The organism is Flavobacterium sp. FG68 (genome assembly GCF_057808895.1).
Genome location: NZ_JBMDIY010000017.1, coordinates 1 through 16,139 on the forward strand (window position 1 = coordinate 1; position 16,139 = coordinate 16,139).

Below are 16,139 nucleotides of genomic sequence, written 5' to 3' on the forward strand. Positions count from 1 at the left end.
CAGTAGCTGAGAAAGTTGTATTAGCACCAGCACAAATTGTACTTGCAGATGGCTGAGCAGTAATAGCCGGAGCCATGTTAACAGTCAATGCTGCACTATTTGAAGTTGCAGCAGGTGTACAAGAACCAGTTGCTATAACTCTATATAAATATCCGCTTAATCCGGCAGTTGCACCAGTGATAGTTAATGTTGCACTAGTTGTACCAGAATATGGTGCACTAGCTGGAACATTACCAAAACCAGAACCCTGATCTACCTGCCATTGGTACCCTGTAGCACTTGAAGCTGTAGCTGTGAAAGTTGTATTAGCCCCTGCACAAATTGTACTTGCAGATGGCTGTGCTGTAATAGCCGGAGCCGTATTAATAGTCAAGGCCGCGTTGTTTGAAGTAGCAGATGGACATGTTCCTGAAGCTACAACCCTGTAGATATATCCATTTAATGCTGCAGTTGCGCCAGTTATAGTTAATGTTGCAGTAGTTGTACCAGAATATGGTGCAGAAGCTGGAACATTACCAAAACCAGCACCCTGATCTACTTGCCATTGATATCCTGTAGCATTTGAAGCTGTAGCTGTGAAAGTTGTATTAGCTCCTGCACAAATTGTACTTGCAGATGGCTGAGCTGTAAAAGCTATAGTATTCATACTTCCTGTAACCGCAACATTTTTAGTTGTTATACCGGTAGAAGAAACAGTAATATTACCAGATGGCGTTCCTGTAGCTGATGCCGCTAAACGAGCATATATGGTTTTAGTTGTTACAACACCGCCTACGTTAGGAAAAGAAATATTGTTAGTGTAAATACCAGCTACTGATGTAGAAATTTCAAAACCAGTAGTGGCTAATACATCCAATGATGAGGTTAAACCACCACCACTTATTGTAAAACTTTGTGCTGTTGAAGCACCACCACAGCTTGAAAACGCACTCAAAGAGGTCGTTGATACAATAGAACCCGCAGGTTCAGTAATAGTTACAGTTTGGGTTTTATTACAACCGCCAAGGCCATTTGGAGTGCTGTCCGTAATCGTTACGGTATAAGTACCAGCAGTAAGACCAGAAGCAGTAGCCGCTGTTCCTCCAGATGGAGACCATGAATAGAAATAAGGAGTAGTTCCGCCCGTAACACTAATCGTAGCCGAACCATTATTAGCACCGTATGTACTCGCATTACTTTGTGATGAAATTGAACTGCCAAGTGCCGTTGGAACGGTTAATGTTGCAGAATTCGAATTTACAGAAGAAGCTCCTCCAGCAACACAACGATAAATGTAAGCATTCATTGCAGATGTAGCACCTGTTATCGTTAGTGTAGAAGTACTGCTGGTACCTATAGAAGTTACGATTGAGTAAACACCACCATTCGAAATGTTAGTAAAACCGCTTCCATCATCAACCTGCCATTGTAGGCTAGTAGCATTAGTTGCAGCAACTGAAAATGAAGTATTAGCAGCAGGGCAAATAGTTTTGCTGGTTGGCTGTAAACTAAACACCGGTGGAGTTGTAGAAATATTTGGAGTCTGATAATTGGCTGCAGTTATAGGAAAATTAGTAGGACTGGTTGTATTTGTATCTATATCCCAGTTTGCCGGATTATTGATAAGGCTTAATAAAGTAGTAACATTCCCTGTTAAAGTACCAGTACTTTTATATTTGGCATTCGGATATTCCTGAGGTGATGGTGGAGGAAATAAAGAAATACAAGTTGAACCATTAACTAATCCTGATGGTAATGCACTTGAATTTCCGCCAGTTGTACCGGCCAGATTCCATTTTGTTGTTGGGTCATAATCACCTGAATTATAATCACCATTAATACCCGCAATAAAAGTCGGAGCATTTGGTGAAACAGGTTGGGCACCGGCTGATGACTGATAAGCTAAAATCTGATCACCACCACTAAGATTAAATCCTGAAAAACCAGGAGCAAAACCAATACCAGTTGTACCCGTTACTGTGAAAGTGTCGGCAGATGTTTCCATTACCGAAACAATAGTTCCTACTGTAGTCAAAGAAGGTACTGTCCATTGAAGATGTGCTTCTGCACTTCCAACATTCCACGTTGTACCATTCCATCCACGTTCACTAAAATAAATAACTGTTCCGGCTGGTATATCTTTTAAAACAATAAAAGAAAAACCATCCAGAGGAGAGGTATTATAGCCAATAAAGGCTATATCTCCCGGTGCCAGTTGGGCACTTGCTTTTTGCTGCACCAAAAAGGTACATAAGAGCATAATAAATAAGAGTAATTTTTTTTTCATAACATATGTTTTAGTTAATGACATAAATAAGCATTCTGCCAACCGCCTTGTTTGTCAGGCTTTGTAAATGAAGTGAAAGCCTTAATAAAATTTCCGTCATTTATCAATGTCTCAATTTTCCTAAAGCTTATATTATTAAGGGAATCTAAATTTAATTCGTAGATGTAATGATTAAATATTGTTCTGTTTGTTTCCTTGTCAAAGCGAATAGCTCCTCTGGGACCAACAATATTTAATTTGTTTATCTCTTCAATTAAAGAATTCAAACTAAAGTCTTTTGCATTTAGAAGAATGTTCTTTAATATCAGTCCGTTTTCATATCCTAAAATTGAAAACACTGATGGACTTTCAGAATAAGTATTTAGATATTCGGAGGTGAAATCTAATGCTTCAGTATCATTTTGCATCCATGAACTTACTACATAAAGATTGTGTGGATTGGTTTTATAGTGTTCTAATATTTTATCATTGATAAAAAAAGGAGTTACATAAAAAGGATATTTTTGTGTAATCTTATTTTTACTTACAAAACCAGCATTTTCTTCGGCATATATACCGCTGTAAAATGCAAAAACGGCATCAGGTTCCTGATTATTAATAGTCTGATCCATATATATGGCTTCATCTTCTCTTGGCACAAAAGGAGTAATGTAATGTCCTGAAAAATTACTATCTTCCTTAAATGCATATTCAATCGCGCTCAGCATACCATAACCAGAATCATAGAACGAAGTCGAAGTGGCAATTTTTCTATACTTTTTGCTTGTTGTTAAATAATTTCCTAAATGATAGCAGGATTCAGTTAATCCAAATGAATTAATGTAAACCCCTTTTGGAGTTACAGTTTCATAAGGTAATGTTGCTCCTAAATCTGCTGCGATTAATAAAATATCATTGTTTGAAGCATATTTATAAACTTCGGCTACATTGTAATGACCAAAAAAACCTATAATAATAGATACATCTTCCTGAAAATTTAATTTCTGAATTTTCTCAATTATTATTTTATCGTCTGCACCAATACCTATACTTTCGACAAAAAATTTTGTTTTGAGATTGTTAAGTTTTAAACCTCGCATAAAATCTTTATCCAGCCCGGAATACTGTTGTGACTTCGGAATTAAAATTCCTATTTTGATGTCGTTACCCATAAAATTAGATTAAAAAAAACAGAGGCAGGAATACCTCTGTTTTATAATTTGATATTAGTTACGAGAAGGGAAAATTCCTTCCATAGCAATACAAAGATTAATACCCAAATATGGATCTCTAATACTAAATGCCTGAGAGCCTCCTGCAATAGTTGTAGAACCAGATATACTTGCAGTTATACCTCCAATTTTGGTAGTGTTTGCAGTTGGCTCACTATAAATAGCTGGTGTAGCTCCGGCAGCTGCCAAGAAGTTGTTACCGCCGTCAGTTTCATTAGAATTTGTCCCGCCAGTAAAAGCATTTGCAGTATAAGCTAAATTTACCTGACCAGCACCAGTTCCAGGAATAAGCTGGTGATTGTGCTGTGGCATATTGTTTATAGTTAGTGTAGTGTTTTCAGTTCCACCAACTTGTCCATAAACAATAGGAGTTAAGCCAGGTCCGTTACCAACACCAACCATGCTGCGTCCTCTTAAATCTGGCAAAGCAAAAGTAGTTTGTCCATTTCCGCCGTAAGTAGTACCAAGTAATGAAAATAGGGCAGTATTTTGAGCAATTGAAATTAATTGACCGCTGCAAGTTTGCCAGCCCCTAGGATTAAAAGTAAATCCAAAAGCCATAATTGATCCTAAAAAAATGTCATTCATAATTTTTCTGATTAATAGTTAGTATTAGTTATTTTGATTTATTTATAATTTGCCAGATTTGGTTAAAAAAATACTCTGACAGTTTTTTATTACAATGCTAAGTTACTTGAATGTAACTATTTTTAAAACAGGTGTTTATACCTGATTTTTAAAGTAGAAAGTATTTTGCTAAAAAAATAGTTCCTACATTTTTAAATTGAATCACTAAACTTTTATGGTTTTAATTCAGGATTAAAATTAAATTTCAAATAGGTTAACAAGGAAAAATATGTCATAGAACAGGTTTTTCTTGTCATGAAATGGCATTTTAATAAAGGCGTGTAAGGTTTATTTTATAAGGCTTTTTTGTATAAATAAAGTTAAAAACACAAACGATTTCATTTGCAGTTTTTAGTTTGTAAGTTTCTTCGTTAATAAAGAATAAAATAAAGATAAATAAAAGCTTACAAATAAAAATTAAATATTTGTCAGATTTTTTCGAGGCAAATAAAAAATATTATTGTATAATATACTGATTCAGAGTATAAATAAAAGCAAACTGTCAGGAACTATATCTTCGTTATCTTATTTATTAAGGCTTTCGAAAAATGTTCCTGACAGTTTATTTAAAGAATATCCTTAAAAATGGATATTGATGCAGTTTAGAGATTTGAAGAATAACTTCAGTATGGGATTTGCTAATTTTTAAACTTCACAAGACGAAAGTTCATCTATTATAGTTTTGACACTGCGAATAAAAATTTCAGTATTTTTAGTTTCCTCCTTAATATAGATATCATAATCGGTTAAATTAAACTGTTCCAGCATATCTTTTTTAAGATACTTTATCATCGATTCAATACTTCGGGTATCGTTATTGTTTTGTCTTTTTAGTTCACGATGTTTGCTCTCCAGATATGATAAAGTCTTTTTTAATTTTTGAATGCTCAATTTATCCACGTTTCAATCTTTTAAAATTAATAGAAAATAATCACCAACTAAATATCTAATCCTTCGTACTTACGATTAAATCGATAATTCAGTTTTAATAATTTTCGAGAGTTTTAAAATATTTTATTTGAAGATGGTTTAACTTTTTGAATATCTTTTAGTTAAGATATATGTAGAGTAAAAAAAACTTTTTTTTTCTTAAGAAAAAACTTAAATGACCAATTATTATCTGGAATTTCTAATACTATAAGAAATATTCTAAACTTTTTGTTCTCTATTCTTAATATGATTTCGATGTGAAATTCCCCATTTAATCATTTCCAAAATTATAGGCCCGAAAGATTGGCAATAAGAAGTTGATTCATAAAGGATAGGAACTTCTGCATCACGATCTTCGGTTCTTTTTACCAAATTATTCAGTTCCATATCCCTTAATTCCTTCGATAACATTCGCGAAGTAATTCCAGGAATACTTTCCTTAATATCCTTAAATCTATTATTTCCGTTACAGATAGAATTTATAATAGGCAGTTTCCATTTTCCACCTAAAACATATATAGTATCCTGAAGAGCCTGAACTTCTTCTTTTTGATTTCTTGCCATATATTTTAAACCATATAAGTTATATAAGAAATTTTAAGTTTTTTATTTTCGTATTAATCTCAAAAGATCATTTTAATCCTTTAATCTGTGGCATAAAAAAACTTTGCGTCTTAGTGCCTTCGTGGCATTAACCAAACAAAAGTATAAAATAAATCATAAAATTAAATAAATGTTTTTATTTATGTATTTAACTACGTAGTTTTGTGATGTAAAAAAATAAAATATTATGGAGCCAAAAATTAGACCTATAGAAAACCAATATTCAAATGTTATTGTCGATTTAATATTAAACATTCAACAAAAAGAATTTAATGTTCCCATCACTATCGAAGACCAGCCAGACCTGCTTACTATTGATGATTTTTATTATGCCAGCGGAGGAGGTTTTTGGGGCGCATTTATAAAGGAAGAACTAGTTGGAACGATCGCTTTGGTAAAATTTTCTGATACTGAAGCCGCAATTCGAAAGATGTTTGTAAAGAAAGAATATCGCGGAAAAGAATTTTCAATTGCCCAAAAATTATTAGAGACACTAATAAGTTATTGCAAAGAAAATGGAATCAATGATTTATATTTGGGAACCGTTTCTATATTAGAAGCTGCATTGCGTTTTTATGAAAAGAATGATTTCGTGCGAATAGAGAAAGATAAACTTCCAAAAGAATTTCCTTTAATGGCACCAGACAATGTATTTTGTCATTTAACTCTAAAGAAATAAAGATGAACATTATAGACGAATCAGGAATATTGGCCCTTTCTACACGATTGCAGCGACTGAGCGAACAATTGCGAAAAGACGGCGCCTTGTTTTACAAGTCATACGGAATCGATTTTGAACCTAAATGGTTTCCCGTAATTTATACTTTATATCATAAAGAAGTTTTAAGCGTAGTAGAAATTGCCAACGAAATAGGTTACACGCATCCATCAACCATAAGCTTATTAAAGGAACTGGAAAAACAAAAACTGATTCGTTCTAAAAAAGATAAAATCGACGAGCGTAAAAGACTCCTTCAGCTTACAGCAAAAGGCCAGGAACTAATCGAGCAGATGAAACCTGTTTGGGATGTTATGAAAAAAGCCTTAACTGATATTGCCGATAATCAAAATAACCTGCTTCAGGCCATTAATGAAGCCGAAAATAAAATTGTTCATCAGAGTTTTTTACAAAGAGCTTTACAATTAAAAAGCGTAGAAAAACAGTAATTCTCATATTCGAAATATCATAACCATTGAAAAAAATACCCATATACAATCAGAGTCCCGAAGCTGTTGGCGGTATTTTTATTGCCTATCATTCTGCAGACGATCTGGCCAATTTCGATGCTAAATTAGAAGCGCACCGTGATGATTTTTTTATATTTTTTGTGCTCACAAAAGGACATGCCATTCTAAAATGTGACATGATCAATATCGAAATAAAAGCCATTAATGTACTGATGATCAAACCGCTTCAAATTCATCACGGACAGGATGGTTCGATAGACGCAGCAGGATACTATATTGGTGTGGCTCCATTTCTTATTCCGAATAATTGTATCGAGATTTTCCAGAATTTAAAAACTTCCGAACAGTTAAATACAATTAATACGGAATATAAAGAAGAACTTTTGGATACCATCGATTTATTACATCGTTCGTTTAAAAGTAAAAACAAGAACAAGCCGCAAATTATTAATGGACTTTTTAATGCGCTGATCTATCATTTTGCCAATATCTATTCAGGCTCACAAAATCCTGTAAAAGAAATAAAAAATCAGTCGGCGGTGATTTATGCTGATTTTAAAAAGCTTATTTCAGATCGTACCTTTCTCAAAAGTCCGTCATATTTTGCAAAGAAATTAAATATCACAACTTCCCATCTCAATGACTGTGTCAATGCTTCTTCTGGAAAATCGGTGACCTATTGGCTGCAAAATGCTATGATTACCGAAGCCCAGAGACTTCTTTATTATACTGATAGTGAAGTAAAAGAAATTGCTTTTGCACTCGGATTTGAAGATCATACTTACTTTTCGCGATTATTTAAAAAAATAACCAAAGAAACCCCGCTTGCCTTTCGCAAAAAATTCCGTGAATAGTCCAATCATTGCCATTTATTATTCAATGCCTTTTTAGTGCTTTATGTTCAATTTTGAATTGAATTTTAAAACCTGAAAATTATGAGTTCAATGCCTAAAATTATTGGCGACTTTATGGAAATGGCCTTCGCCGGTAAAATTTCCAAAGTAAGCGTGATCACTATAGAAACACCAAGCCCGAATATAAAAATAATCAATTTTAAAGGTACTTTTCCACATGTTAAATTCAAGCTCGGACAAGCCATAGTAATTCGGATTAACGATACCAATTACCGCAATTATACCCCAAGCAAATGGAACAGCGAAAACGGAACATTTGAAGTCATCTTTCATATTCACAATAACGGCCCCGGAAGCGCATTTATAAATAATTTAAAACCTAATGATCAAATTAGCGTTGGCCTGCCAAGAGGTTTTAAGATTTTTAATAAAGAAGCGCAATACCATTTCTTTTTTGGAGACGAAACTTGTATTAGTGTTTTTAAAAGTATGAAAGATGAAATTAACCGAAGTGAAAACAATTATTTAGGTATTTTAGAACTGGATGAACTTTCAGTTGAAATTCCTAAAAAGCTAGGGCTAAATGTAGATATCGTTCCAAAATCAATCCGCAAAGCAGAATCGGCAATAAAATCACTCCAAAATCTTGATCCCGAAATCTGGAACTTATGGAAAAATGGATATTTCTATTTAATGGGAAATGCCAAGTCCATTCAGGCATTTCGAAAAGTATTAAGAGAAAAAGGCGTTTCAAACAAAAACATTCACACACAGCCATATTGGGCAGAAGGAAAAGTTGGACTTTAATTCCCTGAAGTAACAATAAGAAAAAAGCGATCTTATTGGGATCGCTTTCTTGGTTAAAATATTAAGTGGAACATCAACGATATTATAAGAATGATAAACCCAATATGCTCCAAAAACAAATACCATTTGAATTTACGCCCATTCTCTAACACCATTTCATATATGTACGATAAATTCTATATTTTTGGTTTTGAAAGTATTGTTAAAGTTTTACAAATATTTTTCACGCGTAATAACTTTGTCAAAGTTCAAAACTTTGACAAAGTTTATTCCCGAACAAAAAAAGAAAAAAATCTTAGTACCTTAGCATCTCAGTATCTTAGAAACTCCACAAATGACCATTCAGCAGTTAAAATATATTGTTGCTTTAGATGACGAACGCCATTTTGCAAGAGCGGCCGAAGTCTGCATGGTAACACAGCCCGGATTAACGATTCAGTTAAAAAATCTCGAAGAAGAAATTGGAATCAAGATTTTTGACCGAAATAAAGTGCCATTAACGCCAACAATCCTCGGAACTGAAATAATCAACAAAGCCAGAAAAATTCTTCGCGAAGCCGATGAAATCCGTGATTTTGTGGTGAATGAAAAAAATCTTTTAGAAGGAGAATTAAAGCTTGGAATAATTTCAACTTTGTCACCTTATCTCATTCCGTTGTTTATTAATGCAATGAAAGAAGCGGCACCAAAAGTGCATTTTATTATTAAAGAAGGTTATACCGGACATTTAATGAGAGATTTAGAAATTGGTGCGATTGATGTAGCTATTATGGCGACACCCACGGGAAATCCCAATTTAATTGAACATGTTATTTTTAAAGAACCTTTTGTAGCTTATTTGAATGAATCGCATCCAATGGCAAAAGAAGATTTTTACGAACTTCAGCCCGGTGACAAAACCGAACTGTTGCTGCTGCATCATGAATATTGTTACAACGCACAGCTTCTGGATATCTGCGGATTAAAATCATCAGATAAAATTAAGGAGCAGTTTACCTACGATATCAATTCAATAGAAACCTTAAAAAATCTCGTTCGCGCACATTTAGGATTTGCGATTATTCCGCAGCTTTCTATTTTAAACGAAGCACAATCGCAGCTTTTTAAACCTTTCAAAGAACCCATTCCGGTAAGGGAAATCAGTTTAGTAGTTTCAGATTCTTTTTCGAAGAAATTATTATTAGAAAAAATGAATGAAGCCGTTTGGAACTGCCTTCCCGATGCACTCAAAAAAGATTTCGCATACAAAAAAATCCGCTGGAACGATTCACCGTATTTTGTAAAAGCGATTAGTAAAGTTTCTTAAAAGGAAATTCCAATAAAAAAATTCCAAATTCCAAGGAAAATTCCAATATAAAAATTCCAAATTCCAAATTTGTTAAGGCTTGGAATTTGGAATTTTTCTGTTTTTGTCATTCCGAGGAACGACGAATCACACAAGAAACTCTACACAGATTGTCGCCAATCTTTATAAAACCTGTTATTATTCTAGACAAAGAAATGTCATTTCGACGAAAGGAGAAATCTCCACAAGAAACTCCGTATAGAATGTCGCCAATCTTTGTAGAGCTACTCGCGGAGATTTCTCCTTACGTCGAAATGACAAGATTATGAATATTTTGAAATTTCAATTCCCATTTTTTTTTGGAATTTGGAATTTAAATTTTGGAATTTTACTCCATTTTTGGAATTTAAAAAAATTGGAATTTATTTTTTCGAAGCTGCAATAATCACATCAGCAACTTTTGCCGGTTGAGAAATAAAAACCACATGGCTTCCTTTTATCTCTGTAATTTTTGTGTTAGAACGTTTGTACATGGCACGTTCGATATCAGGATTGATACTTTTATCTTCAGTTGCTACGATTCCGTAAGAAGGTTTAGTTCTCCATGCTGCTTTAGTAATTGGAGTTCCAAAACCCTGAGCGTGAAAAGCACCTTGCGAAGCAAACATAAATTCAGCATCTTCTTTACTTAAATCACCTGCAAAACCAGCGTGAAATTTAGCTTTATCATAATAAGCAATTCCTTTATCATCTGGAGGCAATACACCATTTTCTGGAGCAGGAGGCGCAGTTTGTAACCATTGAATAGAGTTTTCTCCGTTATCAGGCTGTAAAGCGGCAACATAAACTAAAGCCGCAACTTTTGGGTGATTTCCGGCTTCTGTAATTACAGTTCCACCCCAAGAATGTCCCACTAAAATTGTTGGTCCGTCTTGTTTGTCAAGAGCTAAATTTGTTGCTTTAACATCATCTTCTAAAGAGCTTAACGGATTTTGAACAATAGTTACATTATATCCTTTTTTGGTTAAAATCTGGTACAAACCTTTCCATCCGGAACCATCTGCGAAAGCACCGTGAACTAATACTACATTTTTAATTTGTGGAGCAGCTTGTGCGTTTACATTTGCTGATGTAAATACTAAACTAAAGATTATTGCTGCGAATGCTAAAAAGCTTTTAATTGTTTTCATGTTTAAAATTTTAGATTGTTGATTTTGTTTGAAATTCCAATTTTTTGAAATCCCAAATTCCAAGTTTCGAATCATTATTGGAATTTGGAATTTTAATATTGGAATTTATTTAAAGTTATTGATATTTAATTAGTTCAATGTTACAGATAATGTGATCTCTGTGTTAAGAAGTTTCGAAATTGGACAAATTTCTTTTGCTTTTTGAGCTGCTTGTTGAAAATCTTCTGCAGAGATTCCAGGAACTTTTCCAATTAACTCTAATTGGATTAAAGTAATTGTACCGTCTTCAAAAGTTACTTTAGCAGTTGTATCTAAATCTTCTGGAACAAAACCAGCCTCAGATAATAAAAAGCTTAACTGCATGGTGAAACATCCTGAATGTGCCGCTGCAATTAATTCTTCAGGGTTTGTTCCAACACCTTGTTCGAAACGAGTTTTAAAAGATAATTGTGCATTATCTAAAGTTGTACTTTGAGTACTAATAGTACCTTTTCCTTCCATTCCTGTACCTTTCCAGTTTGCGTTTGCTCTTCTTGTAAATTTCATGATTTCTATTTTTTAAAGTTATTTTTTAAGATGATCAAATCATTTGTTTGATTTTGATGAGACAAATTTATGGTGACAATGCTTATTAATCAAATTAATAATTTTTAACACTTATAAAAATAATTTATAATGATAGATTTTACTGGGCTGGATCAAAACTTTAGTTTATAATTTTTTTTCAGATAAATTTTAAATCTAAGGAGAAAGGATGATTATTTATCTCTTTTTTGGTTTCAAGTTAGAATTTGAAACCAACTAAATAGCTGAATAATAGTTTTATATGTTGTATGGATTTAATTTTATTCAAAACAATTTTACAGGAATACCCCAGAGAATAAATTTTTAATGAATAATCTAACTTTTAAATTTATGAAAAAAGCTTTTCTAATAATTGTAGTTTGTTTGAGTACAGTTTTGTTCTCCTGCAAAAAAGATAAAGATAGAGATCAAACAAATCCCGAAACGGTAAAGTCTGATACTGCCGATGCTGCATTTGCCGATAACGGCTGGCCGCGAGAAGCCGAAAATAACGGCACAAAACTCGTTTATTATCAACCGCAGGTAGATGACTGGAAAGATTATAAAGAAATCACAGCCCGACTTGCTTTTTCGTTAACACCAAAAGACGGCAAACAAGTTATAGGTGTAGCTTCTTTAAAAGCAGAAACTTTAGTAGATAAAGATAACCGAAGCGCTTTTATTAAAAACCTTCAGGTAACTGATGTACGATTTCCTGCTCTCGACAAAAAGAAAGTTCCCGAAATGGAAAAACTCTTTAAAGAAACACTGCCCGTAAGCGGAGATCCTATTTCAGTAGATCGTATTCTGGCAGATTTAAGCCAGACCAAAAGCCCTGCAAAAGGAATTACGGCTAAGAACGATCCTCCTGCGATTTTTTACAGTACCAATCCTGCGATTTTATTAATCGTGCAGGGAGAACCGGTTTTAGTGCCCGTAGAAAAAACAGATATTCAATATGTAGTCAATACAAACTGGGATTTATTTTTTGATAAAACTTCTAAAGATTATTATCTGTTGGCTGAGAATGTCTGGCTGACTTCCAAAAAAATAGACGGTAAATGGATTAAAACAGGAAAATTGCCTTCGGGGTTAATTAACCTGCCTTCGGGACAAAATTTTGATGATGTTAAAAAGATGATTCCGCCTCCTTCAACGGGAACGGCTCCTGAAGTTTTCTACAGCAATAAACCAGCTGAATTAATTGCCGTATACGGTAATCCAAAATTTATCAAAATTCCGGGAACTAAATTAATGTACATTGACAATACCGAAAATGATATTTTTGCCAATGAAGCCGATGGACAATATTATGTACTATTCTCCGGAAGATGGTTTAAATCGAAAGACTTAACCGGACCGTGGATCTATGCCGGAAATAACCTTCCTGCTGATTTTGCTAAAATCCCTAAAGATTCTCCGCGTGCCAATGTATTGTCATCTGTGCCCGGAACGCAGGAAGCCAAAGATGCCGTTATGCTGGCACAAGTTCCCACAACTGCGATTTTAAAGAAATCTGATGCCGAAGCCAAAGTAAAAGTAACGTACGACGGAGCGCCTCAGTTTAAACCTATTGAAGGTACAAAAATGCAATACGCAAGCAATACGCAGGAAAAGATTATAAAAGTAGGCGATTTGTATTATTTGTGTTTTCAGGCCGTTTGGTTCATGTCGACAAGTCCTAACGGGCCTTGGAAAACAGCCGATTCTGTTCCGAAAGAAATTTATACCATTCCGCCGAGTTCTCCGGTTTATAATGTAACCTATGTTACGCAAACTACAACCGATACAACTGTCGAAAGCAGTTCAACAGCAGGATATTTAGGTGCTTTTATTATAGGTGCTACAGTAGGTGCTATATTAACGTATGGCACAGGATGGTATTATCCGCCTTATGTGTATTATGGCGGATTATATCCTATTTACCGTCCGTGGCCTTATGCGTATGGAGCAGGAGCAGTTTACAATCCGTGGACGGGCGGTTATGCTGTCGGAAGACGTGTTTACGGACCTTATGGTGCTGCAGGAACTTCGGCCTGGTATAATCCCGCAACGGGAAGATACGGACGTTCTGCAAGTGTGCAGGGCTGGTATGGCGGTCGTACTGCTGCAAGTACATACAATCCGTGGACGGGAAATTATGCCAGAACCAATCAGGGACATAATGCTTATGCGCAATGGGGACATTCTGCTGCTACAAATGGCAATCAATGGGTGCAGACAGGACACGTTACAACCCGACGCGGAACTGCAATTGGTTATGAAACTTCGGGAGGAAATAAAGGTGTAATTACGCATCGCAGAGGCGGAGGAACGACTATTCATACCAACAATAATGTATATGCAGGTCACGACGGACATGTCTATAAAAAAGATGCTAACGGAAACTGGAGTCATTATAATAACGGAAACGGTGGATGGAGTCAAGCAGGAACTTTAGGTTCGTCAAGCAAATCTGGCGGAGCTGTTGAACGTAATAAACCAAATCAGGGATTGGGAGCAAACGGAGCAGGAGAGAGGATTCAGCGTGATAATCTGCCAAAACCGGAACAAAACTTAGGCGGCGAAACCCGATTAGGCGACAGAACCCAGCGTGACAATTTCCCAAAAGCAGATCAAACCCTCGGACAACCGAATAAACCGCTTGGTGAAGCAGGCCGTCCTGATATTACAAACGATCTTGATCGCTCAGCATTATCGAGAGACCGCGGAGAATCTCAAACCCGAAATTTCCAAAACTTCCAGCATCAAGGTGGTTTTAGCGGTGGCGGATTTAGAGGCGGCGTAGGCTTTAGAGGCAGAAGATAAATAAAAGTAAAGGTTGATTATTTTTTAAATTCCAATTTTTAAATTCCAAATTCCAATCGCTCGTATTGGAATTCAGGATTTGAGAGTTGGAATTTATTTTTGAAATCAAGATTCTGGAATTTAAGCATAATCTTGTCATTTCGAGGAACGAGAAATCTTCGTTAGAAACTCTACAAAGATTGGTGACATTTATTTAAAATTCCAATTTTAAAATCCCAAATCCCAACGCAATCTTGTCATTTCGACGAAGGAGACTCGAGCGATAGCGAACAGGCGAAGCAAATCTCCACAAGAAACTCTACAAAGATTGGCGACATTTATTTAAAATCCCAAACCCCAACGCAATCTTGTCATTTCGAGGAACGAGAAATCTTCGCAAGTAACTCTACAAAGATTGGTAACATTCTATACGGAGCTACTCGCGAAGATTTCTCCTCTGTCGAAATGACAAATTATGAAAACTTGAAACCTAAAACATGAAACTTCAAACAAAACAAATTCCCTATATTTAATAAAAAATCAGACAAATGAACTCTAACAAACTTTTACTTTGCCTTTTATTCACAATGCAAATAGCATTAGGACAAACCAACCCCGACATTAGTTTAAAACAATTAAGCAAACAGCATCAGTATGCTAAAATGGATAGTTTAAACAATAAGGAAAAAGGCAAAGACTATTATTTCTACAAAGGATTATATGCCAATGTCTGCAATAAACCCAAGTTGTCAAACCAGTATTTAGACAGTTTAAAAAATAACGAACTCACCAATACTTACGAATTTGCGAAGCTGAAAAATGACAATTATATCAAACTCTTTAATTACAATTTGGCTTATACGGCTTCTAAAGTTTTAACCCTTAAATTTCAAAAACAGTATACCGAAGATGAACTTCAGGACGAATTAAACACACAGCGAATCTGGCAGACTTTACGCAATACTCGCGCACAGACAACCGATAAAATTTCGACAATTTCAGTTGCTGCGGTAAAAGACAAAGCAGGTTTAATTACAGCCGAAGTTAAAGCAAATGAAACGCAGTCCAGTTTTGTTTTTGATACCGGAGCAGGAATTAGCTGTATTACCGAAAGTGTGGCGAAGAAAATGGGAGTTAAAATTCTGCCCGATAATAATATTTCGGTGGCGAGTTTTACGGGACAAAAAAACAAAGTTGGTATAGGCGTAGCACCCGAAATTAATTTAGGTGAATTGAAAATTCATAATGCGGTGTTTTTAGTATATCCTGATAAGGCTTTTACATTTGCAGATGGCGCTTATGTCATTAACGGAATTATTGGTTTTCCTATAGTAAAAGAGTTAGGAACCATTACGATTGAAAAAGATAAACTTACCTTTTCGAAAGAATTAGAGACCAATACAACCGAAAAAAACTTATTTGTAGACGAACTCAGAGCGATTGTAATGCTTACGTATAAAGGCAAAACTCTTCCGTTTAATTTTGACAGCGGAGCAAAAGAAAGCCTTTTCAACAAAGCGTTTTACGAAACCTTCAAAACAGATCTTGACCGTATAGGTACTTTAGAAACGTCTAAATCCTCCAGCGCTGGCGCAGAAGTGATTTCTACAGAAGTTTTGGTTTTAAAAGACCAGCAAATATATCTTGGAAAAAAACTAATTCAACTCCCAAAAATGGAAATTGACCAAAAGGATTATGGCGTTTATGGCGAAGTTAATTTTGGAAATATTGGTCAAGATGTATTGGGACAATTTGAAAAGGTTGTGATTAGTTTTGATGGGAATTATTTGAGTTTGGAGGATTGAAAATTTTAGTTTTCCATACCGA

The 16,139-nt window shown here is 34.9% G+C and carries 14 protein-coding genes; 7 read left to right on the plus strand and 7 right to left on the minus strand.

Annotated features, from left to right (window positions below):
• The 5 genes from ACODSB_RS12275 to ACODSB_RS12295 all read right to left on the minus strand — a co-directional run.
• On the minus strand, positions 1–2,266 hold a 2,266-nt coding region (locus ACODSB_RS12275; protein ID WP_488937260.1), incomplete at its 3' end, for a beta strand repeat-containing protein.
• Positions 2,267–2,280: 14 nt separating this feature from the next.
• The gene (locus ACODSB_RS12280) at positions 2,281–3,417 is read right to left on the minus strand and encodes an ABC transporter substrate-binding protein (RefSeq protein WP_488937261.1); all 1,137 of its coding nucleotides are present in this window, start codon (positions 3,415–3,417) and stop codon (positions 2,281–2,283) included.
• 54 nt (positions 3,418–3,471) lie between these two features.
• A complete protein-coding gene (locus ACODSB_RS12285; protein WP_488937262.1) occupies positions 3,472–4,065 on the minus strand; it encodes a phage tail protein in 594 nt (197 codons plus the stop codon).
• 684 nt (positions 4,066–4,749) lie between these two features.
• Positions 4,750–5,004 (minus strand): hypothetical protein, encoded by a 255-nt coding sequence (locus ACODSB_RS12290; protein WP_488937263.1) that lies wholly within the window; start codon positions 5,002–5,004, stop codon positions 4,750–4,752.
• A 249-nt stretch (positions 5,005–5,253) separates the two neighbouring features.
• Positions 5,254–5,598, minus strand: a complete 345-nt coding sequence (locus tag ACODSB_RS12295; RefSeq protein WP_488937264.1) for a winged helix-turn-helix transcriptional regulator — start codon at positions 5,596–5,598, stop codon at positions 5,254–5,256.
• Positions 5,599–5,824: 226 nt separating this feature from the next.
• Here ACODSB_RS12295 and ACODSB_RS12300 point away from each other — a divergent pair, with 226 nt between their 5' ends.
• From ACODSB_RS12300 to ACODSB_RS12320, 5 genes are all read left to right on the plus strand, one after another.
• Entirely contained in the window at positions 5,825–6,316 is a 492-nt protein-coding gene (locus tag ACODSB_RS12300; RefSeq protein ID WP_488937265.1) for a GNAT family N-acetyltransferase, read from the plus strand.
• Between the two features lie 2 nt (positions 6,317–6,318).
• Complete coding sequence (locus ACODSB_RS12305) at positions 6,319–6,804, plus strand: MarR family winged helix-turn-helix transcriptional regulator (protein WP_488937266.1); 486 nt, start codon at positions 6,319–6,321, stop codon at positions 6,802–6,804.
• A 26-nt stretch (positions 6,805–6,830) separates the two neighbouring features.
• Entirely contained in the window at positions 6,831–7,679 is an 849-nt protein-coding gene (locus ACODSB_RS12310) for a helix-turn-helix domain-containing protein (protein ID WP_488937267.1), read from the plus strand.
• An 81-nt stretch (positions 7,680–7,760) separates the two neighbouring features.
• Positions 7,761–8,486: a siderophore-interacting protein gene (locus tag ACODSB_RS12315; RefSeq protein WP_488937268.1), complete on the plus strand. Its 726-nt coding sequence runs from the start codon at positions 7,761–7,763 to the stop codon at positions 8,484–8,486.
• A gap of 334 nt (positions 8,487–8,820) precedes the next feature.
• Positions 8,821–9,792 (plus strand): hydrogen peroxide-inducible genes activator, encoded by a 972-nt coding sequence (locus ACODSB_RS12320; RefSeq protein ID WP_488937269.1) that lies wholly within the window; start codon positions 8,821–8,823, stop codon positions 9,790–9,792.
• A gap of 401 nt (positions 9,793–10,193) precedes the next feature.
• Here ACODSB_RS12320 and ACODSB_RS12325 read toward each other — a convergent pair whose 3' ends face one another.
• A complete protein-coding gene (locus tag ACODSB_RS12325) occupies positions 10,194–10,961 on the minus strand; it encodes an alpha/beta hydrolase (protein ID WP_180856558.1) in 768 nt (255 codons plus the stop codon).
• A gap of 129 nt (positions 10,962–11,090) precedes the next feature.
• Positions 11,091–11,507, minus strand: a complete 417-nt coding sequence (locus ACODSB_RS12330) for an OsmC family protein (protein ID WP_488937270.1) — start codon at positions 11,505–11,507, stop codon at positions 11,091–11,093.
• Between the two features lie 369 nt (positions 11,508–11,876).
• Here ACODSB_RS12330 and ACODSB_RS12335 point away from each other — a divergent pair, with 369 nt between their 5' ends.
• Both ACODSB_RS12335 and ACODSB_RS12340 read left to right on the plus strand, forming a co-directional pair.
• A complete protein-coding gene (locus tag ACODSB_RS12335) occupies positions 11,877–14,333 on the plus strand; it encodes a dermokine domain-containing protein (RefSeq protein WP_488937271.1) in 2,457 nt (818 codons plus the stop codon).
• A gap of 527 nt (positions 14,334–14,860) precedes the next feature.
• Positions 14,861–16,117, plus strand: a complete 1,257-nt coding sequence (locus ACODSB_RS12340; protein ID WP_488937272.1) for an aspartyl protease family protein — start codon at positions 14,861–14,863, stop codon at positions 16,115–16,117.
• Positions 16,118–16,139 lie beyond the last annotated feature (22 nt).

Coding starts and splice junctions, on each gene's coding strand:
- ACODSB_RS12280 (WP_488937261.1), bottom strand. CDS start 3,417: ATGGGTAACGACATCAAAATAGGAATTTTAATTCCGAAGTCACAACAG.
- ACODSB_RS12285 (WP_488937262.1), bottom strand. CDS start 4,065: ATGAATGACATTTTTTTAGGATCAATTATGGCTTTTGGATTTACTTTT.
- ACODSB_RS12295 (WP_488937264.1), bottom strand. CDS start 5,598: ATGGCAAGAAATCAAAAAGAAGAAGTTCAGGCTCTTCAGGATACTATA.
- ACODSB_RS12300 (WP_488937265.1), top strand. CDS start 5,825: ATGGAGCCAAAAATTAGACCTATAGAAAACCAATATTCAAATGTTATT.
- ACODSB_RS12305 (WP_488937266.1), top strand. CDS start 6,319: ATGAACATTATAGACGAATCAGGAATATTGGCCCTTTCTACACGATTG.
- ACODSB_RS12315 (WP_488937268.1), top strand. CDS start 7,761: ATGAGTTCAATGCCTAAAATTATTGGCGACTTTATGGAAATGGCCTTC.
- ACODSB_RS12320 (WP_488937269.1), top strand. CDS start 8,821: ATGACCATTCAGCAGTTAAAATATATTGTTGCTTTAGATGACGAACGC.
- ACODSB_RS12325 (WP_180856558.1), bottom strand. CDS start 10,961: ATGAAAACAATTAAAAGCTTTTTAGCATTCGCAGCAATAATCTTTAGT.
- ACODSB_RS12330 (WP_488937270.1), bottom strand. CDS start 11,507: ATGAAATTTACAAGAAGAGCAAACGCAAACTGGAAAGGTACAGGAATG.
- ACODSB_RS12335 (WP_488937271.1), top strand. CDS start 11,877: ATGAAAAAAGCTTTTCTAATAATTGTAGTTTGTTTGAGTACAGTTTTG.
- ACODSB_RS12340 (WP_488937272.1), top strand. CDS start 14,861: ATGAACTCTAACAAACTTTTACTTTGCCTTTTATTCACAATGCAAATA.